The 20020-nt window shown below is 54.9% G+C and carries 19 protein-coding genes and 1 pseudogene; 11 read left to right on the top strand and 9 right to left on the bottom strand.

Going from position 1 to position 20020, the window contains the following annotated elements:
* Positions 1 to 6: 6 nt before the first annotated feature.
* The 4 genes from HMPREF1144_RS19175 (at position 7) to HMPREF1144_RS19160 (ending at position 4997) form a co-directional block, all read left to right on the top strand.
* Positions 7 to 888, top strand: a complete 882-nt coding sequence (locus HMPREF1144_RS19175; RefSeq protein ID WP_004851554.1) for a manganese catalase family protein — start codon at positions 7 to 9, stop codon at positions 886 to 888.
* Between the two features lie 61 nt (positions 889 to 949).
* Positions 950 to 2353 carry a cytochrome ubiquinol oxidase subunit I gene (locus tag HMPREF1144_RS19170; RefSeq protein ID WP_009653679.1) on the top strand — a complete coding sequence of 468 codons (1404 nt, stop codon included), beginning with the start codon at positions 950 to 952 and terminating at the stop codon, positions 2351 to 2353.
* The gene (cydB, locus tag HMPREF1144_RS19165; RefSeq protein ID WP_004851557.1) at positions 2353 to 3363 is read left to right on the top strand and encodes a cytochrome d ubiquinol oxidase subunit II; all 1011 of its coding nucleotides are present in this window, start codon (positions 2353 to 2355) and stop codon (positions 3361 to 3363) included. The genes HMPREF1144_RS19170 and cydB overlap by 1 nt, the downstream gene beginning before the upstream one ends.
* An 8-nt stretch (positions 3364 to 3371) precedes the next feature.
* The gene (locus tag HMPREF1144_RS19160) at positions 3372 to 4997 is read left to right on the top strand and encodes an alpha-amylase family protein (protein WP_009653700.1); all 1626 of its coding nucleotides are present in this window, start codon (positions 3372 to 3374) and stop codon (positions 4995 to 4997) included.
* Here the strand turns inward: HMPREF1144_RS19160 and HMPREF1144_RS19155 are convergent.
* From HMPREF1144_RS19155 to HMPREF1144_RS19140, 4 genes are read right to left on the bottom strand one after another with little or no spacing between them, the layout of a single operon-like run.
* The gene (locus tag HMPREF1144_RS19155) at positions 4994 to 5977 is read right to left on the bottom strand and encodes an SDR family oxidoreductase (protein ID WP_009653695.1); all 984 of its coding nucleotides are present in this window, start codon (positions 5975 to 5977) and stop codon (positions 4994 to 4996) included. The genes HMPREF1144_RS19160 and HMPREF1144_RS19155 overlap by 4 nt on opposite strands.
* A 22-nt stretch (positions 5978 to 5999) precedes the next feature.
* Positions 6000 to 6518: a 2-oxo-tetronate isomerase gene (locus tag HMPREF1144_RS19150; RefSeq protein ID WP_009653693.1), complete on the bottom strand. Its 519-nt coding sequence runs from the start codon at positions 6516 to 6518 to the stop codon at positions 6000 to 6002.
* 12 nt (positions 6519 to 6530) lie between these two features.
* Positions 6531 to 6977: a DUF421 domain-containing protein gene (locus tag HMPREF1144_RS19145; RefSeq protein WP_004136748.1), complete on the bottom strand. Its 447-nt coding sequence runs from the start codon at positions 6975 to 6977 to the stop codon at positions 6531 to 6533.
* A gap of 9 nt (positions 6978 to 6986) precedes the next feature.
* Positions 6987 to 7490, bottom strand: a complete 504-nt coding sequence (locus HMPREF1144_RS19140; RefSeq protein ID WP_004851567.1) for a hypothetical protein — start codon at positions 7488 to 7490, stop codon at positions 6987 to 6989.
* Between the two features lie 354 nt (positions 7491 to 7844).
* Between HMPREF1144_RS19140 and HMPREF1144_RS19135 the strand changes: the two genes are divergently transcribed.
* The 5 genes from HMPREF1144_RS19135 (at position 7845) to HMPREF1144_RS19115 (ending at position 15444) form a co-directional block, all read left to right on the top strand.
* On the top strand, positions 7845 to 8843 hold the full coding sequence (locus HMPREF1144_RS19135) for a LacI family DNA-binding transcriptional regulator (RefSeq protein WP_004851570.1): 999 nt from the start codon (positions 7845 to 7847) through the stop codon (positions 8841 to 8843).
* Between the two features lie 43 nt (positions 8844 to 8886).
* Entirely contained in the window at positions 8887 to 10575 is a 1689-nt protein-coding gene (locus HMPREF1144_RS19130; RefSeq protein ID WP_227500448.1) for a glycoside hydrolase family 13 protein, read from the top strand.
* The gene (locus HMPREF1144_RS19125) at positions 10562 to 11959 is read left to right on the top strand and encodes a PTS transporter subunit EIIC (RefSeq protein ID WP_009653678.1); all 1398 of its coding nucleotides are present in this window, start codon (positions 10562 to 10564) and stop codon (positions 11957 to 11959) included. The genes HMPREF1144_RS19130 and HMPREF1144_RS19125 overlap by 14 nt, the downstream gene beginning before the upstream one ends.
* Positions 11960 to 12076: 117 nt before the next feature.
* Complete coding sequence (locus HMPREF1144_RS19120; protein WP_042928066.1) at positions 12077 to 13651, top strand: carbohydrate porin; 1575 nt, start codon at positions 12077 to 12079, stop codon at positions 13649 to 13651.
* A gap of 182 nt (positions 13652 to 13833) precedes the next feature.
* Entirely contained in the window at positions 13834 to 15444 is a 1611-nt protein-coding gene (locus tag HMPREF1144_RS19115) for an FAD-NAD(P)-binding protein (RefSeq protein ID WP_042928072.1), read from the top strand.
* A 37-nt stretch (positions 15445 to 15481) separates the two neighbouring features.
* On the opposite strand, the gene HMPREF1144_RS33355 is transcribed toward HMPREF1144_RS19115, so the two are convergent.
* Both HMPREF1144_RS33355 and HMPREF1144_RS19110 read right to left on the bottom strand, forming a co-directional pair.
* Positions 15482 to 15631: a hypothetical protein gene (locus HMPREF1144_RS33355; RefSeq protein ID WP_004851580.1), complete on the bottom strand. Its 150-nt coding sequence runs from the start codon at positions 15629 to 15631 to the stop codon at positions 15482 to 15484.
* Between the two features lie 21 nt (positions 15632 to 15652).
* Positions 15653 to 16045, bottom strand: coding sequence for a YdeI family stress tolerance OB fold protein (locus tag HMPREF1144_RS19110; protein WP_009653681.1), 393 nt, complete (start codon positions 16043 to 16045; stop codon positions 15653 to 15655).
* A gap of 372 nt (positions 16046 to 16417) precedes the next feature.
* On the opposite strand from HMPREF1144_RS19110, the gene HMPREF1144_RS19105 reads away from it, so the two are divergent.
* Positions 16418 to 17302, top strand: coding sequence for an SDR family oxidoreductase (locus HMPREF1144_RS19105; protein WP_009653699.1), 885 nt, complete (start codon positions 16418 to 16420; stop codon positions 17300 to 17302).
* 22 nt (positions 17303 to 17324) lie between these two features.
* Here the strand turns inward: HMPREF1144_RS19105 and HMPREF1144_RS19100 are convergent, their stop codons facing one another.
* Both HMPREF1144_RS19100 and HMPREF1144_RS19095 read right to left on the bottom strand, forming a co-directional pair.
* The gene (locus HMPREF1144_RS19100; protein ID WP_004851585.1) at positions 17325 to 18131 is read right to left on the bottom strand and encodes an MBL fold metallo-hydrolase; all 807 of its coding nucleotides are present in this window, start codon (positions 18129 to 18131) and stop codon (positions 17325 to 17327) included.
* Positions 18132 to 18237: 106 nt separating this feature from the next.
* Positions 18238 to 18873, bottom strand: coding sequence for a carbonic anhydrase (locus HMPREF1144_RS19095; RefSeq protein WP_004119381.1), 636 nt, complete (start codon positions 18871 to 18873; stop codon positions 18238 to 18240).
* Between the two features lie 225 nt (positions 18874 to 19098).
* Between HMPREF1144_RS19095 and HMPREF1144_RS19090 the strand changes: the two genes are divergently transcribed.
* Complete coding sequence (locus HMPREF1144_RS19090) at positions 19099 to 19728, top strand: LysE family translocator (protein WP_009653680.1); 630 nt, start codon at positions 19099 to 19101, stop codon at positions 19726 to 19728.
* 13 nt (positions 19729 to 19741) lie between these two features.
* Here HMPREF1144_RS19090 and HMPREF1144_RS19085 read toward each other — a convergent pair.
* Positions 19742 to 20020 (bottom strand): annotated as a pseudogene (locus HMPREF1144_RS19085) (decarboxylase); the annotation flags it as partial.

The following is a 20020-nucleotide window of genomic DNA, read 5'->3' as shown; positions in this document are numbered from 1 at the left end:
GAGCCTATGTTCCGACACGTTAAGCAGCTTCAGTATACCGTAAGGGTCGCCGAGCCGAATCCGGGACTGGCGAACCTTCTTCTGGAACAATTCGGCGGTCCCCAGGGCGAACTGGCCGCCGCATGCCGGTATTTTACTCAGGGCCTGAGTGATGACGATCCGGGCCGTAAAGATATGCTGATGGACATAGCCACCGAAGAGCTGAGCCACCTTGAAATTATCGGCTCTCTGGTTGGCATGCTCAATAAAGGGGCCAAAGGCGCCCTGGCGGAAGGCGCGGAAAACGAAGCCGACCTGTACCGCTCGCTTACCGCTAACGGTAACGACAGCCATATCACCTCTTTGCTATATGGCGCAGGCACGCCGCTGACCAACTCCGCCGGGGTGCCCTGGACCGCCGCCTATATTGATACGATTGGTGAGCCAACCGCGGATTTACGCTCCAACGTGGCGGCCGAGGCGCGAGCCAAAATCATTTATGAGCGCCTGATCAACGTCACTGATGACCCCGGAGTCAAGGATGCGCTGGCCTTTCTGATGACCCGGGAAGCCGCTCATCAGCTCTCTTTCGAAAAAGCGCTCCAGTCCATCAGAAACAACTATCCGCCGGGGAAATTACCACCCGTCACTGAATACGCCAGCACCTACTACAATATGTCAGAGGGCGACGACATTCGCGGTAGCTGGAATAGCGATCGGCACTTTGAGTATGTGGCCAATCCACAGCCTGCAGTGGATGGCGGAGAGGGTGGCGCCAGCGTTAAGCTAACGGCCAAACAAAAGGCCCTGGCGAAAACCATGGCAAAACGGACCCAATCCGATCCGGATGGCGATCCTCTTACCGGTGCAGAGCTTGGCGCAGGCAAGAAAAGCCCTGGTCCTCGATAACCTGCTGTGAATCACTTCCCCCTGCTCGATTCGGGGGGTGTTCTGTGATGGGGTCCGGAATATGTTTGAACTCGACGCGTTTAATCTGGCTCGGCTGCAGTTCGCATTTACCGTCTCTTTTCATATCCTTTTTCCGGCGATTACCATCGGACTGGCCAGCTATCTGGTGGTGCTGGAGGGGATGTGGCTGCGGACAAAAGATGACGTCTGGCGCTCATTGTATAATTTCTGGCTGAAAATTTTTGCCGTTAATTTCGGGATGGGCGTGGTTTCAGGCCTGGTCATGGCTTATCAATTTGGCACCAACTGGAGCGGTTTCTCACAGTTTGCCGGTAGTATTACCGGTCCCCTGCTGCTTTACGAAGTGCTCACCGCCTTTTTTCTCGAAGCCGGTTTCTTAGGCGTTATGCTCTTTGGCTGGAACAAAGTTCCTCCCGGCCTGCACTTCTTCACCACCTGCATGGTGGCGCTGGGCACGCTGATGTCAACCTTCTGGATCCTCGCGTCAAATAGCTGGATGCAGACGCCGCAGGGTTTTACCATTGAAAACGGTCACGTCATTCCCCAGGACTGGCTGGCGATTATCTTTAACCCTTCTTTCCCCTATCGTCTGTCCCATATGGCGATTGCCGCTTTTCTCAGCAGCGCGATGTTCGTCGGCGCCTCCGCCGCCTGGCATCTTCTGCGCGGCAATGATACGCCAGCCATACGTAAAATGTTTTCCATGGCGATGTGGATGGCCCTGCTGGTCGCGCCGTTCCAGGCTATCGTTGGCGATATGCACGGGCTCAACACGCTTGAACATCAGCCGGCAAAAATCGCTGCCATAGAAGGCCACTGGGAGAACAAACCCGGAGAAGCCACCCCGCTGCTGCTGTTTGGCGTGCCTGATATGGATGAAGAACGCACCAAATACGGGCTGGAAATCCCTGCGCTTGGCAGCTTGATCCTCACCCATAGCCTGAACAAGCAGGTCCCGGCGCTGAAAGATTTTCCGCCGCAGAATCGGCCAAACTCCCTTATCGTTTTCTGGTCTTTCCGCATCATGGTCGGCATGGGCATGTTGATGATTGCCCTCGGAGTATGGAGCCTGTGGCTCCGCTACCGGCAGCGTCTTTTTCACTCCCGCGCCTTTCAATGGTTTGCGCTGGCGATGGGGCCGGCGGGACTGCTGGCGCTGCTGGCCGGCTGGATCACGACCGAAGCGGGACGCCAGCCCTGGGTCATCTATGGTTTATTACGCACCCGGGATGCGGTCTCTCTCCACAGCACAGCGCAAATGATCGTTAGCCTGCTGGTCTTTATCGTAGTGTACTGTTCGGTATTTGGCGTAGGTTATTACTACATTGTCCGGCTGATTCAGAAAGGGCCTCAGCCCGTCAGCGAATTGACATCGACAACCTCCGGTACGCCGGCTCGCCCCCTTTCCGCCGCAGAGGCCGTGCCTGAAGAGGAGACTCGCTAATGGGCATCGATATCCCCGTTATCTGGTTTGTCATCATAGTGTTTGCCACGCTGATGTATATCGTTATGGACGGCTTCGATCTCGGCATCGGAATCGTCTTCAGTTTTGTGCCCAACGCCAACGAGCGCGACGTGATGATGAACAGCGTCGCCCCGGTGTGGGACGGCAATGAGACATGGCTTGTGCTGGGCGGCGCGGGGCTATTCGGCGCCTTTCCGCTGGCCTACGCCGTCATCACCGATGCGCTAACGATTCCGCTCACCGCTATGTTAATTGGTCTGATCTTTCGCGGCGTCGCCTTCGAATTTCGTTTTAAGGCCACCCCCTCTCATCAAAAATTCTGGGATTACTCATTTGTGGGCGGCTCGTTGTTGGCCACCTTTAGCCAGGGGATCGTCGTGGGTGCGGTCATTAGCGGCTTTGACGTTGCCGACCGCAGGTTCATCGGCTCAGCGCTGGACTGGCTGACGCCCTTTAGCCTGTTCTGCGGCTTAGGGCTGGTGGTGGCTTATACACTTCTCGGCACCACCTGGCTGATTATGAAAAGCGAAGGCGCGCTGCAGCAGCGCATGCGTGAGCTGACCCGTCACACGCTTCTGGCGCTGATGGCGGTTATCGCCGTGGTCAGCGTCTGGACGCCGCTGGGCTGGCCGTCCGTTGCTGAACGCTGGTTTACCCTGCCTAATTTCTACTGGTTTGTGCCCGTCCCCATTCTGGTACTGGTCTTTAGCCTGTGGATCTGGCGCCTGAGCGTTCACCCCGCGAGCCACGCCCGCCCTTTCCTCCTGACGCTTGGGCTTATTTTTCTCGGCTTCAGCGGCCTGGGCATCAGTCTGTGGCCCAATATCATCCCTCCGCATATCACGCTGTGGGAAGCCTCCGCGCCGCCGGCCAGCCAGCTATTTATGCTGGTAGGAACCCTGCTTATCATTCCGGTGATTTTGGTTTACACCGCATGGAGCTACTACGTATTCCGCGGCAAAGTTTCCGGAAATGAAGGCTATCACTGAGGTGGGCTATGGCTGACTGGCATACGCGGGCCATTATCTATCAGATTGATTCAGCGCTGTTTTACGATCTTAACGGCGATGGCTGCGGCGATATCGCCGGGATCGCGGCGAAGCTGCGCTATATTCGCCGGCTGGGCGCAACGGTGATCTGGATAACGCCCTTCTACCTTACGCCGTTTCTGGATGAGGGTTACGATGTCAGCGACCATCTGCAGGTCGATCCGCGATTTGGTCAACTGGCGGATATCATTGCTTTTATCGAGCAGGCCCGCGAATCAGGCATGCAGGTTGTTATTGAATTGCTGATCCAGCACACCTCCGACGCCCATCCCTGGTTTCAACAAGCGCGGCGCAGCCGTCGCTCGCCGTTCCGCGACTATTATCTGTGGGCAGATAGCGATGATGACGCTACGCCGCCCATGTTTCCCGGCGTCGAAGAGAGCATCTGGTCGTGGGATGACGAAGCCGGGCAATATTTTCGCCATATGTTTTACCGCCATGAACCCGATCTCAATCTGGCCTCTCCCGCGGTGATCAAAGAGGTCGAAAATATCGTTATCTTTTGGCTGAAGCTAGGAGTTTCCGGCTTTCGTCTGGATGCCGCCTCGCATTTGACGAAACAGGCCGGACGCGGCGAGGAGAAACGCGGGCTATGGCTCCTGGAACATCTGCGTCGGCTGGTTGAACGACATAATCCGCAGGCTATACTGCTCGGCGAAGTCGACGTTGAGGTGGCGCAGTATCGCGACTATTTTGGCGATAATAACCGACTTAACATGGTACTTAACTTCTGGCTGAACAAATATTTTTACGTCAGCCTCGCCAGCCAGAGCGCCCGCCCGCTGATCGACGCCATCAAGAAAATGGTGGTGCCTCCTGACGCCTGCTGCTTCGCAAACTGGCTGCGCAACCACGATGAACTGGATCTTGAAGGGATCGGTAACAAGAACAAGCAGACCGTGCTGGATGCCTTCGCGCCGGATAAGGAGATGAACGTTTATCAGCGCGGTATTCGCCGCCGGCTGGCGCCCATGTTGAACGGCGACCGGCGGCGGCTGGCGTTCTGTCATGCCGTGCTTTTTTCGCTGCCCGGCGTACCGATCATGCGCTACGGGGATGAGATCGGCATGGGTGACGACCTGGCGCTGGAAGAGCGCTACGCGGTGCGTACGCCGATGCAGTGGGCCGGTTCAGCGGGCGGCGGCTTCTCCGCAGCCGATCCGCAGACGTTTGTGGCTCCCATGATCGACCGGGGACCGTTTCGCTATCAGAAAGTCAACGTCGCTGATTCCCTGCTGCACCGCCATTCTCTCCTGCACCGTATTATTGATATCGCCAATACGCGGTCAGAATTCCCGGAAATCGCCGTTGCGCCTTTCCGCATCATTAGCACCGATCGGCAGGCGATTCTCGGGATCTGCTACGATGACCACGAGCGCAGCGTCATCGCCTTTCTTAATTTCAGTGATAAACCGCTGCGTTTTACCGCGAAAGGGATCGCCGCGGCGGTGTGGACGCCCTGCCTGGCCGACAAAACCTACGCGGACGCGCTCACTCCCGGTAAGCAGGCTAAGCTGGAGATTAGCGCATATGGCTATCGATGGTTCTGGACCAACAGTAGCGCGCTGCGTTAGCGTTTTTTACGCGAGATAAACCATTTTGCTAAAAGTACCGCTGCCGCGCCGCCCAGCAGCGCTTTTCCCGGCACGCCGGAAGTGATGGCGGTGGCGCGATATTTCGCCTCAGAGGAAAAACGCCCGTGCGTTTTATGCAATCCGCTGACCGGCTGTTCGAGATAGTCCTGACGATCATCGGCATTCAAGCGCCGGGTCATTTGCCCTTCCCACGCTTTTTTGACCATCAGCCGGTCAAGGAAGCCCGGAAAAAGAAATTGCCCAATAATGGACTGAATCGTGCTGCTCCCTACCCAGAGTTCGCGTACGGGCCGGCGCGCGACGTTGAAGATAGCCTGGGCGGCCACTTCCGGCTGAAATACCGGCGGCACCGGGCGCATCGCCCAGGCAAACTTATTGCGCGCCCACTCGAACTGCGGCGTATTCAGCCCCGGCATCTGTACCATCGCAATACTCACGCCGCTATTTTCATGCATCAGCTCCGTACGCACCGCATCGGTAAAGCCCCGAATCGCGGCCTTTGCCCCGCAGTAGGCGGACTGTAGCGGAATGGAGCGATAGGCGAGCGCGGAGCCAACCTGGATAATCACTCCGCGATCCCGGGGCGTCATCAGCGCCAGCGCGGCGCGAGTCCCGTTGACGTAGCCGAGATAGGTGACCACGGTTACCCGTCTAAATTCGTCGTGGGTCATCGCTCTGAAAGGCGCCAGCACCGCACACATCGCGTTATTGACCCATACCTCGATAGCCCCGAGCCGATTTTCGATTTCGCCAGCCGCGGTCAAGAGCGCATCGGCATTTGCCACATCGGCCTGCACGGTATGCACCCGAACGCCGCAACGAAGGAGCTCCTGCTTCGTCGCCTCAAGGCTTCGGCCATCGCGGGCAATAATGCCGACGTCATAGCCTGCCCGCGCAAAGCGCAGGGCCGTTGCTTTACCGACTCCCGCAGTACCGCCAGTGATCGCCATGACTGCCATATAAACCTCCGCAATAAAAGCGTTATGCGCTCTGCCAGCCGGGCAGTTTCTCAATGAGCATCGCCAGCGAATAGCGTACGGCTTTCTCCACGACATCCTGGCACTCGCCGGAAAACAGCGTTTTATGCGCGTCGATACTGCCGCGAAAATTCCACGCGAACCAGACGGTCCCCGCAGGCGTCCCGTCATCGCCGCCGTCCGGCCCCGCATATCCGCTAATGGCGATACTGATATCCGCCCCGGAACGCGCCAGCGCGCCGGTGGACATCTCTTCAACGGTCTGCCGACTGACGGCACTATATTTCTCCAGCGTTGAGGCGTTGACGTCGAGAAGCTGCTGTTTCGCCCGATCGCTAAAAGTGATTAAGCCAATATCGTAGAATGCGGCCGTATCCGCTTCCGCGCACAGCGCTGCCGCCAGGCTACCGCCGGTGCAGGATTCCGCGGTGGTTAAGCGTAAACGACGGTCAATCAGCGCGCTGGCGACCTGTTTAGTCAGCTCGCCGGTGGTTTTCGCCTGGTTATAAGGGTTATTTGACATAAAAAGACCTTTTTAACTCTCAGCAGGAATAATAGAAATGTGGCCATTCCGTTCCAGTATGGCATATTTGATTTTACTTAATTCCGTAATACCCTGATTCTGCCGCGCGGCGACCAGAATATCATCACAGGAGACGTCCACTTTTTTCAGCTTGTCAATTAACGGCACGCCATTTTCGACTAAAATCACCGGGCAACCATCAAGCGCTGACTCTGCGCCAGCGGTATATTTCTTCATTAATCCGAAAAGCATATCCACGACCACCAGCGTCATAATCGTCAGCATTGCGCCGGTCACCGAAAAATCGTTCCCCAGCAGCGCCTGCTGGGTAGCCTCGCTGATAATAAGTAATAAAATCAGATCAAAGCTGGTCATTTGTAATAGCGCCCGGCGGCCGGCGATTTTAAACACAACCAGCAAGATTAAATATATCGCTAACGCACGCAAGACCATCTCCATCGCATCCTCCTAAGGATAAATAAATTGCCAGAAGCGGATTTCGGGTTCGCCGTTTAGCTGCAAAGAGTGGTTCAACTTACCGGGGCGGATGGGCGTAACGTAGAGCCATATAGAAAAATTATTCATGCTTTTCAAATCATTATAGACCAGAAAGAGCCGGTCGTTTTGACTGTACATCCTGTCTGGCCGGGGCCAGATACTGCCAGGTTCAAAAGAAGAGGTAAAATCACCGCCAAGGCTAAAAATATATTTATCCGCGACCCGCGGATGGGCGGTAATCTTTAGCCTGAATTCAGTTTGTAAACGACCGAAGCGGTCATAGGCCACCGTTAAATTACGCTGCGCAGTTGTTTTTTCGGCAGTGCTGAAATATCCTCCAGAAAAGAGTCCCAAAAGGGCTGCCAGTATGATCGCCAATAATATTCCGAGGCCTATCTGGCGGGCAGCGCATTCAAAATTAAGAAAAAATTCGTTCTCTTTTATCCCAGGCAGCCTCTCTTTTTCACTTGCCATTTTTCACCTCACCGTTGCGCTTATTATCGGGGCGCCAGTTTAAGAAATAGCAACCCTGTTTAATATGTCAAGTTCGTCGCGCCAAAGCCGGATTAATAGCAAAACGGGACATCTCGCTTGTTATTCGTTGAGCATCTCCCCCGCCTCCATCCGGAGGAAGATGTTTCGATTTAGCGCGGCGGGTGCACGGATGTTGTCTCAAGCTTAGGTCGTTGATCGAGACGCCATCCGTACCGCTCAGCAGGCGTGTCGTTAACTTTATTGTGAGTCAGGTCATGTTTTATAAAAATGAGGTTGACCCGGCTCCTGCGCGAAAATATTTTATGCCCATGTGATATCGATTTCATAAGAACCATGGCAACCATAAAAGACGTCGCTGTAAAAGCCGGCCTGTCGGTCACGACGGTATCCCGCTTCCTGAACAATCATCCTTATATCTCTGAAGATAAAAAGGAAAAAATCCTCGCGGCCATGAAAGAGCTGGATTACGAGCCGAGCACCGTCGCGCAGCAGATGCGCGGGGTGAAAACCCACCGGATTGGCGTGCTTATCTCAAGGATAACCAACCCTTTTTTTGCCAGCCTGGTCGACGCCCTTGAAGTTACGGCACGAAAAAACGGCTATTCGGTGCTGATCGTCCAGAACCACAATAGCGCGGGCGAAGAAGAAAACTGTCTCGATCTGCTGAAGAAAAAAATCATCGACGGCCTGATCTTATGCGCCGTAGAGAGTGACAAAGACGTCATTGAGCAATATCAGAAATATGGCCCTATCCTGCTGTGCAACACCAGCATAGATAATACCACTTTGCCCGTCGTCAGAATGAACGATGAACTGGCAACCTATAACGCCGTCAGCTGGCTGCTTAACAAAGGGTATAAAAAAATCGCCTACTCCACCGGTGGCGCATTCCAGCAAAAGGGCCACGGCAGCAGAAGGAACCGCGGCTTTATTGCCGCTATGCAAGACGGACAGCAGGCGGTTAACGAGAGGTTTATTTTTCGTCATGTCCACACCTGGCGCGACGGGCAGCGCCTGGCTGAGCAAATTCTGCAGATGACGAAAAGCGAACGTCCCGATGCGATTTTCGCCGGCAGCGATGAGGTCGCCTGCGGCCTGATTTCCGCGCTGTCGGCCCACGGCGTCAGCGTTCCCGGCGAACTGGCGGTCATGGGCTTTGATAACCTTCCCGTGGCGGAGATGGTGCATATTCCCCTCACTACCGTTAGCCAGCCCATTGAGCAACTGGGCCGCATCTCTGTAGAACGCCTGCTGTCCCTGATCAACCACACGCAGTATCGCTATGACGAGGAAGACCTGAAATCGGAACTGGTTATCAGAGCCTCGGCGTAATTTTTTTTCACTCAATATGGTATCGATTTCATACTCAGGAGAAATGATGAATCAATCACAACAAAGCGCATGGTGGAAAGAATCGGTTATTTATCAGGTGTACCCAAAAAGCTTCTATGACAGCAATAACGATGGCGTTGGCGATATCCCGGGCATTATCGCTAAACTGCCGTATCTGAAAACGCTGGGCATCACCCTGATTTGGGTCTCGCCGTTCTACCGCTCGCCGGGAGCAGATAACGGCTACGATATCGCGGACTACTATGCGGTGAATCCCGATTTAGGCCAGATGCAGGACGTTGATAACCTGATTAAACAGGCTGGCGAGCTGGGCATTGAGGTAATGGTCGACCTGGTGGTTAACCATACCAGCGATGAACACCCCTGGTTTCAGGCCGCGCTGGCCGACCCTCAATCGAAATATCGTGATTATTACATCTTTAAACCCGCCGCGGCGGGCGGCGCGCCCAATAACTGGCGATCGATTTTTGGCGGCAGCGCGTGGGAAAAAGTCGCTGGCGAGGAGTGCTACTATCTGCACGTTTTTCATAAAAAGCAGCCGGATCTCAACTGGGAAAACCCGCAGCTGCGCGAGGAAATCTACGCCATGATTAACTGGTGGCTGGATAAAGGCATCGCCGGTTTTCGCATCGATGCAATTACCTTTATTAAAAAAGATCAGGACTACGCCTCTCTGCCCGTAGACGGTATTGATGGTCTGGCATCGATTAAAGCGAAATCGCGCAACCGTCCGGGCATCGAGCGCTTTCTCCATGAGCTAAAAGAGCGCACTTTCCGTCGTCACCGCTGCGTAACCGTGGGCGAAGCGCCGGGCGTGCCTCTGGAAGAGTACGACAGCTATATTGGGCCAGACGGCTACTTTAATATGATTTTCGATTTTCACGCCGCCGATATTGATGTCGAAAACGGTTCTGAATGGTTTAAGCAGCGCGACTGGAACGTTCGCGAATTCAGGGAGGCGCTATTTGCCAGCCAACGGGCCTTTTGCCAGGCCGGCTGGGGAACGACGTTTATTGAAAACCACGACCAGCCCCGCGCGCTGTCCAAGCTTATCCGCGATGCGGATTACCAAAACGGGATCGGCGCCAGGGCGCTGGCCGCGATGTACTTTTTTATGCCGGGGACGCCGTTTATTTATCAGGGCCAGGAGCTGGGGATGAAAAATTTCCGCCGGCAATCGATCGTGGAATTTGACGATATTTCCAGTATTGATAACTACCACCGCGCCCTTGCGGAAGGTTTTTCTGAACAGCAGGCGTTAGGCTTTATCAACCAGCGCTCGCGGGACAATTCGCGAACGCCCTTTCCGTGGTCAGATAGCGCCAACGGCGGATTTAACCGGGGCGCTCGGCCCTGGCTGGCGTTTTCCGCAGCCGACTTCAGCGTCAACGCGCAAAGCCAGATAAACGATGCAGATTCAGTATTCGCGTTTTACCAAAAGATGATCGCCTTGCGAAACAAGCACTATCCGCAAACGCTGATCTATGGTTCATTCGCCGCCATAGAAGACGTTGACGATCGCATCATTGCCTACGAACGGACAACGGAGACAGAGCGTTTCATCTCGATAACTAATTTGAGCGCACAGCCTCTGCCCTTTACGCTCCCGGCGGGTGAGATTGTCCTCAATAATTATGCCGATGCTGAGACTCCCCTGAAACCCTATCAAACCATTCTCGTTAAGGAGCGAGTCAAATATGAACAACTATAAAAATATCGCCGTTGAGATCGTGAATATCATCGGCAAGGAAAATATTGCCTCAGCCACCCACTGCGCCACCCGTTTACGTTTGCAGGTAAAAGATCGACAGAAAATTGATGACGATAAAATCCGCAATATTAGCGAAGTCAAAGGCGTATTTTTTAATGCTGGCCAGTATCAGATAATCCTCGGAACCGGGATCGTCAATAAGGTTTACCAGGCGTTTGTTAACGAATTCCAGGTTGCCGAAATCAGCAAGGATGAAATGACGAAGCAGAGTACGGGCCGGCTACAGCGGGGAATTCGCAATTTATCGGACGTTTTCGTGCCGATTGTCCCGGTCCTCGGGGCCACCGGTCTGTTTCTCGGCCTGAAGGGGGTCATTTTTAACGATACCGTCCAGGCCTGGTTTGGCGGCAGCGTTCATCAGGTTCCGGTGGCGCTACAAACGCTGACCACGGTGCTTTGCGACACCGCTTTCGCCTTTCTGGCGGCGTTTATTTGCTGGTCGGCGTTTAAAAAATTTGGCGGTACGCCAATTATCGGCTTCTTAATCGGCCTGATGCTGGTCTCCCCCGCGCTGCCGAACGCCTATGACGTGGCGTACGGCAACAGCAGCCCGATTTATGTATTGGGTTTTATTCCTCTGGTCGGCTATCAGGGGTCTATTCTGACCGCCCTGATCACCGGCATTATCGGCGCTAAGCTGGAAATTTTTTTCCGCCGGGTGATGCCCAACTCGATGGATCTGATTTTTACGCCGTTTATCGTCATCCTGATTGCGGTGGCCATCGCTTTACTGGTTTTAGGTCCGCTGGTGCATGCGTTTGAACATTATGCCGTGATGGCTATTCAGCAATTTCTGACGTTGCCTGCGGGTATTGGCGGTCTGTTAATCGGCTTCATCTATCCCATTGCCGTGATGACCGGGATGCATCATATGTTTATTATGATTGAAACCTCGCTGATTGCCGGTACCGGGTTTAATCCATTAATTACGGTGTGCGCGATGTACGGTTTTGCCAACGCCGCCGTATGTCTGGCTATTTCACTGAAGGCGAAAAATACCGCGTTTAAAACCGCCGGGATTTCCGCGACCATTACTCAACTATTAGGCGTTTCGGAACCGGCTTTATTCGGTATCGTGATGCAATCCGGGCTACGGGCGATAATGGTGATGCTCACCAGCTCGGCGCTGGGCGGCATGGTGCTGTCGCTATTGTCGATAAAAGCGAACTCATACGGTCTGGCGGTCCTGCTGTCGCCGCTGATGTATCTCTACGATCGCTATCAGTTTGTCACCTATATTACCGTCGGACTCGCGGTCTTTATTTTTGCCTTTATTATCACGTTCATTTTTGTAAAAACCGATAAAGCGACCAAAGAGGCCTGAAAAAAATAAAGCCCAACAATTAATTTAACACCCCAATAAACACCCCATTTTAATGGCACAGTAACCTGTGCTCTGCGCCCGCGCGTCCAGAGCACAGCTACCCCTGTACAGGTATTAATGATGAAAGCCTATATGCTTACGCTCTGCGCGCTGGCTTTGCCAGCATCCGCCGCTGCGGCGGATACGACCCTGAATGAAATTAACGCCCGACTCGAAAGGCTTGAGGCCGAATTAAAACAGTCGCGCATCCAATTACAGGATGCGACGCGAAAAATAGACGCTGCGGAAAAAAGAGCGGCCAGCGCCGAAAAAAACGCGGCGCGCGCGCAAGAAAGATTACAGTTTGTCGAACAGCAAACCGAGCAAGACCTGGCGCAAATAAAAAGCAAACCGTCGCAGCCTCTTATCGCACAAGAGAAGGATCGGGAGATTAAATTCGGCGGCTACGCGCGCAGCGGAATATTGACCAGCAAAGGCACCACCAGTACCGTAGGCCCCTCTCTGACGCCTGCGGGCAGTACCGGCGGCAGCGTCGGGCGCCTGGGCAATGAATCAGATACCTACGTAACCGCCGATATCAACTACCGCAGAAAATATGATAATGACAGCCAGCTGCGTTATTACATGAAAATCGCCGAGTGGGATAAAACGTATAATACCGACAGTTCATTCAACGGTCAGATGAACGTACGGCAGGCGTTTGTTGAAATGAGCGATATGCCTTCGTTTAGCGGCGCCTTTAAACAGGCCACGCTGTGGGCCGGCAAGCGCGAAGACCGGGATAACTTTGATATTCACTGGCTTGATTCCGATATGATGAATTTAATCGGTACCGGCGCCGGTATTTATGACGTGAACTTGTGGGGCGCTATCAAAACCAATCTCGCCGTCTACGGGCGTAATTTCAACGATATCGATACGATGGACAACGTTGAATATAACAACATGACCGGCGCGGATAACACCTATATTCAAAACTACACCTTCTCGCTGAATAACCGGCTGGACAGCTGGCAGTGGATGCTCAACGGGTTATACTCGCAGGACAACGATAAACGCATTAACGATGGCCTGGCGTCGGATAAAGCGGCCTCGCAGGGGTTCAACACCATGCTGGCGTACCATGGCGACAGCTTCTACGGCCTGCGTCCCGGCAGTACCAAAACGGCCCTGCTTTATGGCCGCGCGCTGGGGGCAGAGGTTCGCGGCCCGGGCTCCGACGGCTATCTGATAAACCCGGCATGGACCGTCAAGTTTGCCTCTTACGGGATAACGTCCCTCACCGACAGGCTGAGCTTCGCGCCGCTGATCGTCGCCCAAAGCAGCAATAGCCGCTATATCGATTCAGACCATTACGACTGGGTGACCCTGAACGCGAGAATAATTCAGCAGATTAATCAGAACTTCGCCCTGCAGTACGAAACCAGCTATCAGTATATGGATATCGATCCGAAAGGCTTTAATGGCAACAGAGCTGCCAGCGGCAGCTATTACAAGCTGACGTTTGCTCCTACTTTCAAGATGCAGAGCGTGACGGACTTCTTTGAGCGCCCGGAAATCCGCTTTTTTGCCACCTGGATGCGCTGGGACAAATCGCTGGATGACTACTCCTCGACGGACACCTTCGGCAGCGCCGGATACCATAGCGCAGGGACGCTATTCTTCGGCGCCCAGCTCGAAACCTGGTTCTGAAAGCCTGCCTCTTTGACTAACCCCGAGGAAGAGGCGCCCCAGCGATTGGCCCTCTTCCTCATTTTGAACCACAATTATTGGGCCAGATTTCCGTTACCCGGAAATGATCTATCGTGGAGCTTTTCAACTGGCGGAAGGCCACCGACAACAAATGTGATAACAACAACGGCGGGTCAGTCATTATGAAGAAAATTGCCATTATCGGCGCAGGTCCAACAGGAATTTATACCCTGTTCTCATTACTCAAACAGGGCGAGCCGCTGGACGTGTCAATTTACGAGCAGGCCGAGGAAGCAGGCGTGGGCATGCCCTACAGCGATGAAGAGAATTCGCGCATGATGCTGGCCAATATCGCCAGCATTGAAATCCCCCCCATTCAGAGCACCTATCTCGACTGGCTGAAAACCCAAAGCCGGACGCGCCTTGCGCGCTACGGCGTGGATTACGACGCTTTGCACGATCGTCAATTTTTACCGCGTATCCTGCTGGGTGAATACTTTCGCGACCAGTTTCTTGCGCTGGTCGGAGAGGCCAGGGAGCAGAGCTTTCGCATCCGGGTCAATGAGTCCTGCCGGGTCAGCGACCTGCTGGCGACCGAAGAAGGGGTCAGACTGTGGGTTGAGGATGAGCCGGTCGCCGAAGCCTTTGACCTCGCGGTGATCGCCACCGGACACGTCTGGCCCGATGAAGAAGAGTCGACCCGCACCTGGTTTCCCAGCCCGTGGTCTGGCCTCATGGAAGCCAGCATCCCCCCCTGCCGGGTGGGCATTATGGGCACCTCGCTAAGCGGAATTGACGCCGCGATGGCCGTCGCCGTCCAGCACGGTCGGTTTATCGGGTCCGACGATGACGCCCTCGCCTTCAGGCTGGACGAGGCAAGCGAGGCGCTAAGCATCGTGCTGATGTCGCGCTCCGGCATTCTGCCGGAAGCGGATTTTTACTGCCCTATTCCCTGGGAGCCGCTGAGCATCGTCAGCGAAAGCGCGATGGAACAAGCCATCGCCGCGGGCAGCGACGGTCTGCTCGATCGCGTCTTTGAGCTGGTGGCGCAGGAAATCACGCTTGCCGACCCCCTATGGAGCGAAAATATCGCCCTTCACAGCCTTAACGCCGACAGCTTCAGCGAGGCGTGGTTTGCTAAACGCCAGCAGCATAATCCGTTCCACTGGGCGCTGGATAACCTTGAAGAAGTTGAGCGCAACAAACGCGCGCGATATACAGTTCCCTGGCGCTACGCGATCCTGCGGCTGCATGAAGCCGTTCAGGCGATGGTGCCTCACCTTAATGACCATGACCGGGAGCGTTTCAAAAATGGCCTTGCGCGGGTCTTTATCGACTGCTATGCCGCCATTCCTTCGGAGTCTATCCGCCGGCTGCTGGCGTTGCGCGAAGCGGGCGTCATCAGTATTCTCGCCTTAGGGCATGACTATGAGATGGCGGTAGAGCAGCAAAAAACGGTGATTACCAGCGAACAAAATCGCTATACGTTTGATGTGTTTATTGATGCCAGAGGGCAAAAGCCGCTGAAAAATAAAGATCTTCCCTTCCCGCATTTAAGGGAGCAGCTGCTGGCGACCGGAGAAGAGATTCCTGAGGTCGGAGACGACTATACGTTGCGGGAACCGCCGGAAGTACGCGGGCGCATCGCGTTCGCCGCCATTCCCTGGCTGATGCACGACCAGCCTTTCGTTCAGGGTATCACCGCCTGCGCGGAGATCGGCGCGGCGATAGCGAAAGCGATATCCCAGCCGGCAAGCCGCTCGCGCAGGCGTTTATCCCCGCTCGATCTTTAGGAAAGAAAAATAACCGCCCGTTGACGGGCGGCTATTTTTAACGCTTCTCAGGCTGGGGATGCCAGGGATCTTTTTTATGATCTTCGCTGTCGTCTCTTTTACGCGGCACTTCCCCCTGCTCGCGCGGGTCCTCTTTCGACGGATGACGGCCCCGCTTATCCGGGTCTGCTGGATGCTGTACGGACATCAATTTCTCCTGCTTGAGCGGTTATTTCTGGATCCGGTCGACCCGCACTACCGGCGGCGTCATTTTTTTATCGAGGCTGCCGTTGATGCTGATCATCTGATCGGGCTTCACTTCGCGGCCATCAAAAACCGCGGCGGGGATAATTACTGCAATGGTGTCGGTTTTATCGCGAAAGCTGTAGCGATCGTTACCGTGCTGCTCGATAAGATTGCCGCGTAATGAGATGGTTGCCCCATCGTGCATTTCCAGGGCCTGGCGCACGGTCATAATTCGCCCGTCCTCTGTCCCGCGGTAGCCATCGTCAATTTTATGCGGCGGCGGCGGAGCGGCATCTTTTTTAAATCCCCCGTCATCCGCGGCACAAACGCCCTGAGCCATCAGCGTACAGAAAATAACGGGCAGTAATTTTTTCATCAACCATACCTCCGGCATATTTTGTCTTGTCTTAATAAGTCTGGTTGCTGATGTTCATTTTCACAAGTTCCGTACCTGATGAATCGCCCGGGAAATATTTTTTACGACTTCACCGCCCGCGTAAATATGCGCGCCGGGCAGCATTAAAAAGGCGCTAAATATACCGTCAGGCTTGCGATAGAATAATCCTAAAATGCCAAACGCTGCTGGTGCCTCTCATTTTGAAAAGTTTCCCGGCAATCAGTAAATTACCGATGGGAGAAGAATCAAAGTGCCAAAATTATAAAAGCGAAGCCGTTCAATTATTCTTCAATATTCCACGACAGGCTGACCAGGCAACTACGCTTACTCTTTTAACACGAGGAGGTCAGTATGAGCGACAACGCTAACAATACCGCGAAGTATCCCCGTCCCCCCTTTGTTGACCAGCCGCAATCGCCGCCGGGTCTTGCCGAAGAGATGAAACCGCAGCCGGATCACGGTGAGCTGAGCTATGTCGGTTCCGGTCGGCTCGCCGGTAAACGCGCCCTGATTACCGGCGGCGATTCCGGGATTGGGCGCGCGGTCGCGATCGCCTTCGCCCGCGAAGGCGCCGATGTAGCGATAAACTATCTGCCGGAAGAGGAGTCCGATGCGGAAACCGTGATTGCCCTGATTCAGGCCGAAGGACGTAAAGCCGTCGCGATTCCGGGAGATGTGCGCGACGAATCCTTCTGCGAAACCCTGGTGGAACAGGCCGCCAGCGCACTCGGCGGGCTGGATATTCTGGTCAATAACGCCGGACGCCAGCAATATTGCGAATCACTGGAAGAACTCACCACCGCCGACTTTGACGCCACCTTCAAAACCAACGTTTATGCGGCCTTCTGGATCACCAAAGCCGCCCTGCGTCATCTTAAAGAACACAGCGCGATTATTAATACTTCATCCGTCCAGGCCTTTAAGCCGAGCCCCATCCTGCTGGACTACGCGCAAACCAAAGCCTGCCTGGTGGCATTCACGAAATCGCTCGCCAAACAGCTGGGGCCGAAGGGTATCCGGGTAAACGCGGTCGCCCCCGGTCCCTACTGGACGGTGCTGCAGTCAAGCGGCGGCCAGCCGGAAGAGAAGGTGCGTCAGTTCGGCGCCGATACGCCGCTGGGGCGTCCCGGGCAGCCGGTGGAGATTGCGCCGCTGTACGTTACCCTTGCCTCTGATGCCTGCTCCTTCACCTCCGGCCAGGTGTGGTGCTCCGACGGCGGCGATGGCGTGCTGTAAATCCCGCGCGGCGGCGCGCCCCTCAGCGGTGCGCCGTCGTCTTAAGACAGGCGAGGTATTTCTGCGCTGAGTCCAGAACGATCTGCCGGGCATTTTTGGGGACGTTCTGCCCCTTAAAAGCGCCGTACAGCGCCCCGAAAGGCGTATCGCCCAGACGTTCAACGATCTTCTCCACGCTGGCGGCCGCCAACGGCAGCAAATTGGGATAGCTCCACATAAACGAAACGGCGCGCGCCCCCGGCGTCACCTGGATAATATCGCCCACCAGCATAATACCGTCATCTTTCGCCCAGTGCAGAACGGTTCCTCCGGCGAAATGGCCGCCCAGGCGCAGCAGCCGCACCGCCGGGAGGATCTCCAGCGCATCGCCTTCCCATAGCGTGATGGCCGGGCTATCGCGCATAATCCATTCGCGATCGCTGGCGTGGAGATAAATTCGCGCATTAAAGGCGTCGGCCCAGTCCTGCATCGTGGTGTAGTAATGAGGATGGGAGATGGCGATCGCGTTTATTCCGCCCAGGGCGGTAATCAGCGTTTTGCTGGCGGCATCAAGATTGGCGATGCAGTCCCAGAGAATATTCCCCTGCGGCGTGAGCAGCAGAAACGCGCGCTGATCGATGGCAAATTTCGGTACCGTCCTGACACTCAACAGCCGATCGTTATGCTGCTGCCACGTATTCGTATGCGTCTCGGTCAGATCGTCTGGCTTGATCCAGACCTGCCCGCTGGCCGGGACGTACTGGCGTTCATCCTCACAGATACGACAATGGTTCAGGGTGTTGCCGCGATCGTCGTAGGACGTCCCGCAGGTTGCGCACAGCTTAATCATCACTTCTCCTTAAGAAATCATTCAGGGAGCCGTAATGAGTATGGCAGACAGGAAATTTATGGCAGGAGGTAGGCATCTCAGGGCTTCCGTGCCCTGAAAGAGAAGTTTATTCGAAATAAACGTCAGGGTTTTCCGAGAGCGACACAAAGGTTTTGCTGTTTTTATCCAGCGCGCGAATGTCACCGCTTTCAATATCGTAGAACCAGCCGTGCAGACGCAATGTGCTATCCCGCAGACCCACGGCAACCGACGGGTGGGTTTTGATATTGTTCAGCTGGGCGATAACGTTTTCCTGCACCATACCGTTGACTTTATCGGTCTCGTTGGCCCAGGTTTTCTTCTCCACGACGGCTTTCGCCGCGTCGGAGTAGCGCAGCCAGTGGGAGACGGCAGGCATGGGGTCCAGGCACTGGCAGGTGGCGATGGCTTTCATCGCGCCGCAGTTGGAGTGGCCGCAAATGACGATATCGGTCACGCCCAGGGCGACGACGGCGTACTCGATGGTTGCGGAAACCCCGCCCGGCTCAGGACCGAAAGAGGGCACGATATTCCCGGCGTTACGGATCACAAACAGCTGCCCCGGCTCCTGCTGGGTTACCAGCTCCGGCACCAGGCGGCTATCTGAACAAGAGATAAACAGCGCTTTAGGATTCTGGCTGGAGGCCAGGCTGCGGAAGAGCTCTTTACGTTGCGGGAAGATCTCTTTCTGGAAGTTGAGGAAGCCCTCAATGATATGTTGCATAGCAGTGTCTCTTTTCTCTGTTTTAATGACGATATGACAAAGATCACATTTAGCCAGTTTATCACCGACGCGCGAAATGGGAATCGTTATTCGTACGTGCAACTAAACATCACCCCGTAAAGTTGGGTGACAGAGGGGTAAAGATTGTTTATTTTTTGAGAGCGAAATCAATCATGAGCCAGAGCCAGATACGACTTTAGCGCTCAACGTCAACCAGGAGCGTTTATGTTTTTATCCAGCCTGATGGCCCTTGCCGCCGTCCTCATTATGGGCGTGATTAGCCCCGGCCCGAGCTTCATATACGTTGCCCGCAACGCCGTTGCGCGCTCAAGAACGCACGGTCTGGTCACCGCGCTGGGCACCGGCGCGGGAGCGGCCATCTTTTCGATTATGGCCATGCTGGGGTTACAAAAAGTGCTGACGGCGGTGCCGGAAATGTTTATTGGCCTGAAGGTCGCAGGCGGCCTCTATCTGCTCTGGTTGGGGTATAAAATTTACCGCGGCGCGGCGCAGCCGATGGATTTTGCGGCAGGTGGCATGGCGGCGGAACATTCGCTGCTGAAAACCTTCCGCGATGGTCTCTATACCCAGCTCAGCAACCCAAAAACGGCGCTGGTATTCGCCTCTATTTTTACCGCCCTGCTGCCGGAGCGCATCCCGCTGGCCTTTTACTATATCGTGCCGCTGATGAGCTTTCTGATCGACGTCAGCTGGTATTCGCTGGTGGCCCTGGTGCTCTCTTCCGCCCGACCGCGCGGCGTCTATCTGCGCATGAAGCGTAAGATCGATATCGTCACCGCCACGGTGCTGGGCGCCCTCGGCCTGCGCCTGATTGCCACTTCGCTGTCAAAGTAGGCCAACAAACCGTTTAAACGGTATAAATACGAATATCGTGTTCGCTAAACGCGTCGCGATATTCCCGACTGATGTTCTCCTCGACCACCAGCACGTCAATGGCGCTGCTTTCGACCACTACAAAGCGCGCCACCGCCGGGATTTTGTCCGAGGTCAGGCCGACGATGATTTCGCTGCACTGTTTTATCACCGCTTTTTTAAATTCACAGTCGGCGTAGTCAAAGCCCGTCAGGCCTGACTCAGGCGCCATGGCGCAGCCGCCGATAAATCCCTGATCGAAGAGCATGCCCTG

The organism is Klebsiella sp. OBRC7 (genome assembly GCF_000293135.1).
Lineage (GTDB): Bacteria > Pseudomonadota > Gammaproteobacteria > Enterobacterales > Enterobacteriaceae > Klebsiella > Klebsiella michiganensis.
The sequence above is the reverse complement of the archived record's forward strand: the minus strand, read 5'-3'. Positions and strand labels throughout refer to the sequence as shown.

What these genes read in the sequence shown, in the direction of transcription:
- HMPREF1144_RS19115 (WP_042928072.1), top strand. Translation starts at nt 13,834, where the DNA reads ATGAAGAAAATTGCCATTATCGGCGCAGGTCCAACAGGAATTTATACC.
- cydB (WP_004851557.1), top strand. Translation starts at nt 2,353, where the DNA reads ATGGGCATCGATATCCCCGTTATCTGGTTTGTCATCATAGTGTTTGCC.
- HMPREF1144_RS19175 (WP_004851554.1), top strand. Translation starts at nt 7, where the DNA reads ATGTTCCGACACGTTAAGCAGCTTCAGTATACCGTAAGGGTCGCCGAG.
- HMPREF1144_RS19170 (WP_009653679.1), top strand. Translation starts at nt 950, where the DNA reads ATGTTTGAACTCGACGCGTTTAATCTGGCTCGGCTGCAGTTCGCATTT.
- HMPREF1144_RS19120 (WP_042928066.1), top strand. Translation starts at nt 12,077, where the DNA reads ATGATGAAAGCCTATATGCTTACGCTCTGCGCGCTGGCTTTGCCAGCA.
- HMPREF1144_RS19150 (WP_009653693.1), bottom strand. Translation starts at nt 6,518, where the DNA reads ATGTCAAATAACCCTTATAACCAGGCGAAAACCACCGGCGAGCTGACT.
- HMPREF1144_RS19090 (WP_009653680.1), top strand. Translation starts at nt 19,099, where the DNA reads ATGTTTTTATCCAGCCTGATGGCCCTTGCCGCCGTCCTCATTATGGGC.
- HMPREF1144_RS19110 (WP_009653681.1), bottom strand. Translation starts at nt 16,045, where the DNA reads ATGAAAAAATTACTGCCCGTTATTTTCTGTACGCTGATGGCTCAGGGC.
- HMPREF1144_RS19100 (WP_004851585.1), bottom strand. Translation starts at nt 18,131, where the DNA reads ATGATTAAGCTGTGCGCAACCTGCGGGACGTCCTACGACGATCGCGGC.
- HMPREF1144_RS19140 (WP_004851567.1), bottom strand. Translation starts at nt 7,490, where the DNA reads ATGGCAAGTGAAAAAGAGAGGCTGCCTGGGATAAAAGAGAACGAATTT.
- HMPREF1144_RS33355 (WP_004851580.1), bottom strand. Translation starts at nt 15,631, where the DNA reads ATGTCCGTACAGCATCCAGCAGACCCGGATAAGCGGGGCCGTCATCCG.
- HMPREF1144_RS19155 (WP_009653695.1), bottom strand. Translation starts at nt 5,977, where the DNA reads ATGGCAGTCATGGCGATCACTGGCGGTACTGCGGGAGTCGGTAAAGCA.
- HMPREF1144_RS19125 (WP_009653678.1), top strand. Translation starts at nt 10,562, where the DNA reads ATGAACAACTATAAAAATATCGCCGTTGAGATCGTGAATATCATCGGC.
- HMPREF1144_RS19130 (WP_227500448.1), top strand. Translation starts at nt 8,887, where the DNA reads ATGATGAATCAATCACAACAAAGCGCATGGTGGAAAGAATCGGTTATT.
- HMPREF1144_RS19095 (WP_004119381.1), bottom strand. Translation starts at nt 18,873, where the DNA reads ATGCAACATATCATTGAGGGCTTCCTCAACTTCCAGAAAGAGATCTTC.
- HMPREF1144_RS19135 (WP_004851570.1), top strand. Translation starts at nt 7,845, where the DNA reads ATGGCAACCATAAAAGACGTCGCTGTAAAAGCCGGCCTGTCGGTCACG.
- HMPREF1144_RS19105 (WP_009653699.1), top strand. Translation starts at nt 16,418, where the DNA reads ATGAGCGACAACGCTAACAATACCGCGAAGTATCCCCGTCCCCCCTTT.
- HMPREF1144_RS19160 (WP_009653700.1), top strand. Translation starts at nt 3,372, where the DNA reads ATGGCTGACTGGCATACGCGGGCCATTATCTATCAGATTGATTCAGCG.
- HMPREF1144_RS19145 (WP_004136748.1), bottom strand. Translation starts at nt 6,977, where the DNA reads ATGGAGATGGTCTTGCGTGCGTTAGCGATATATTTAATCTTGCTGGTT.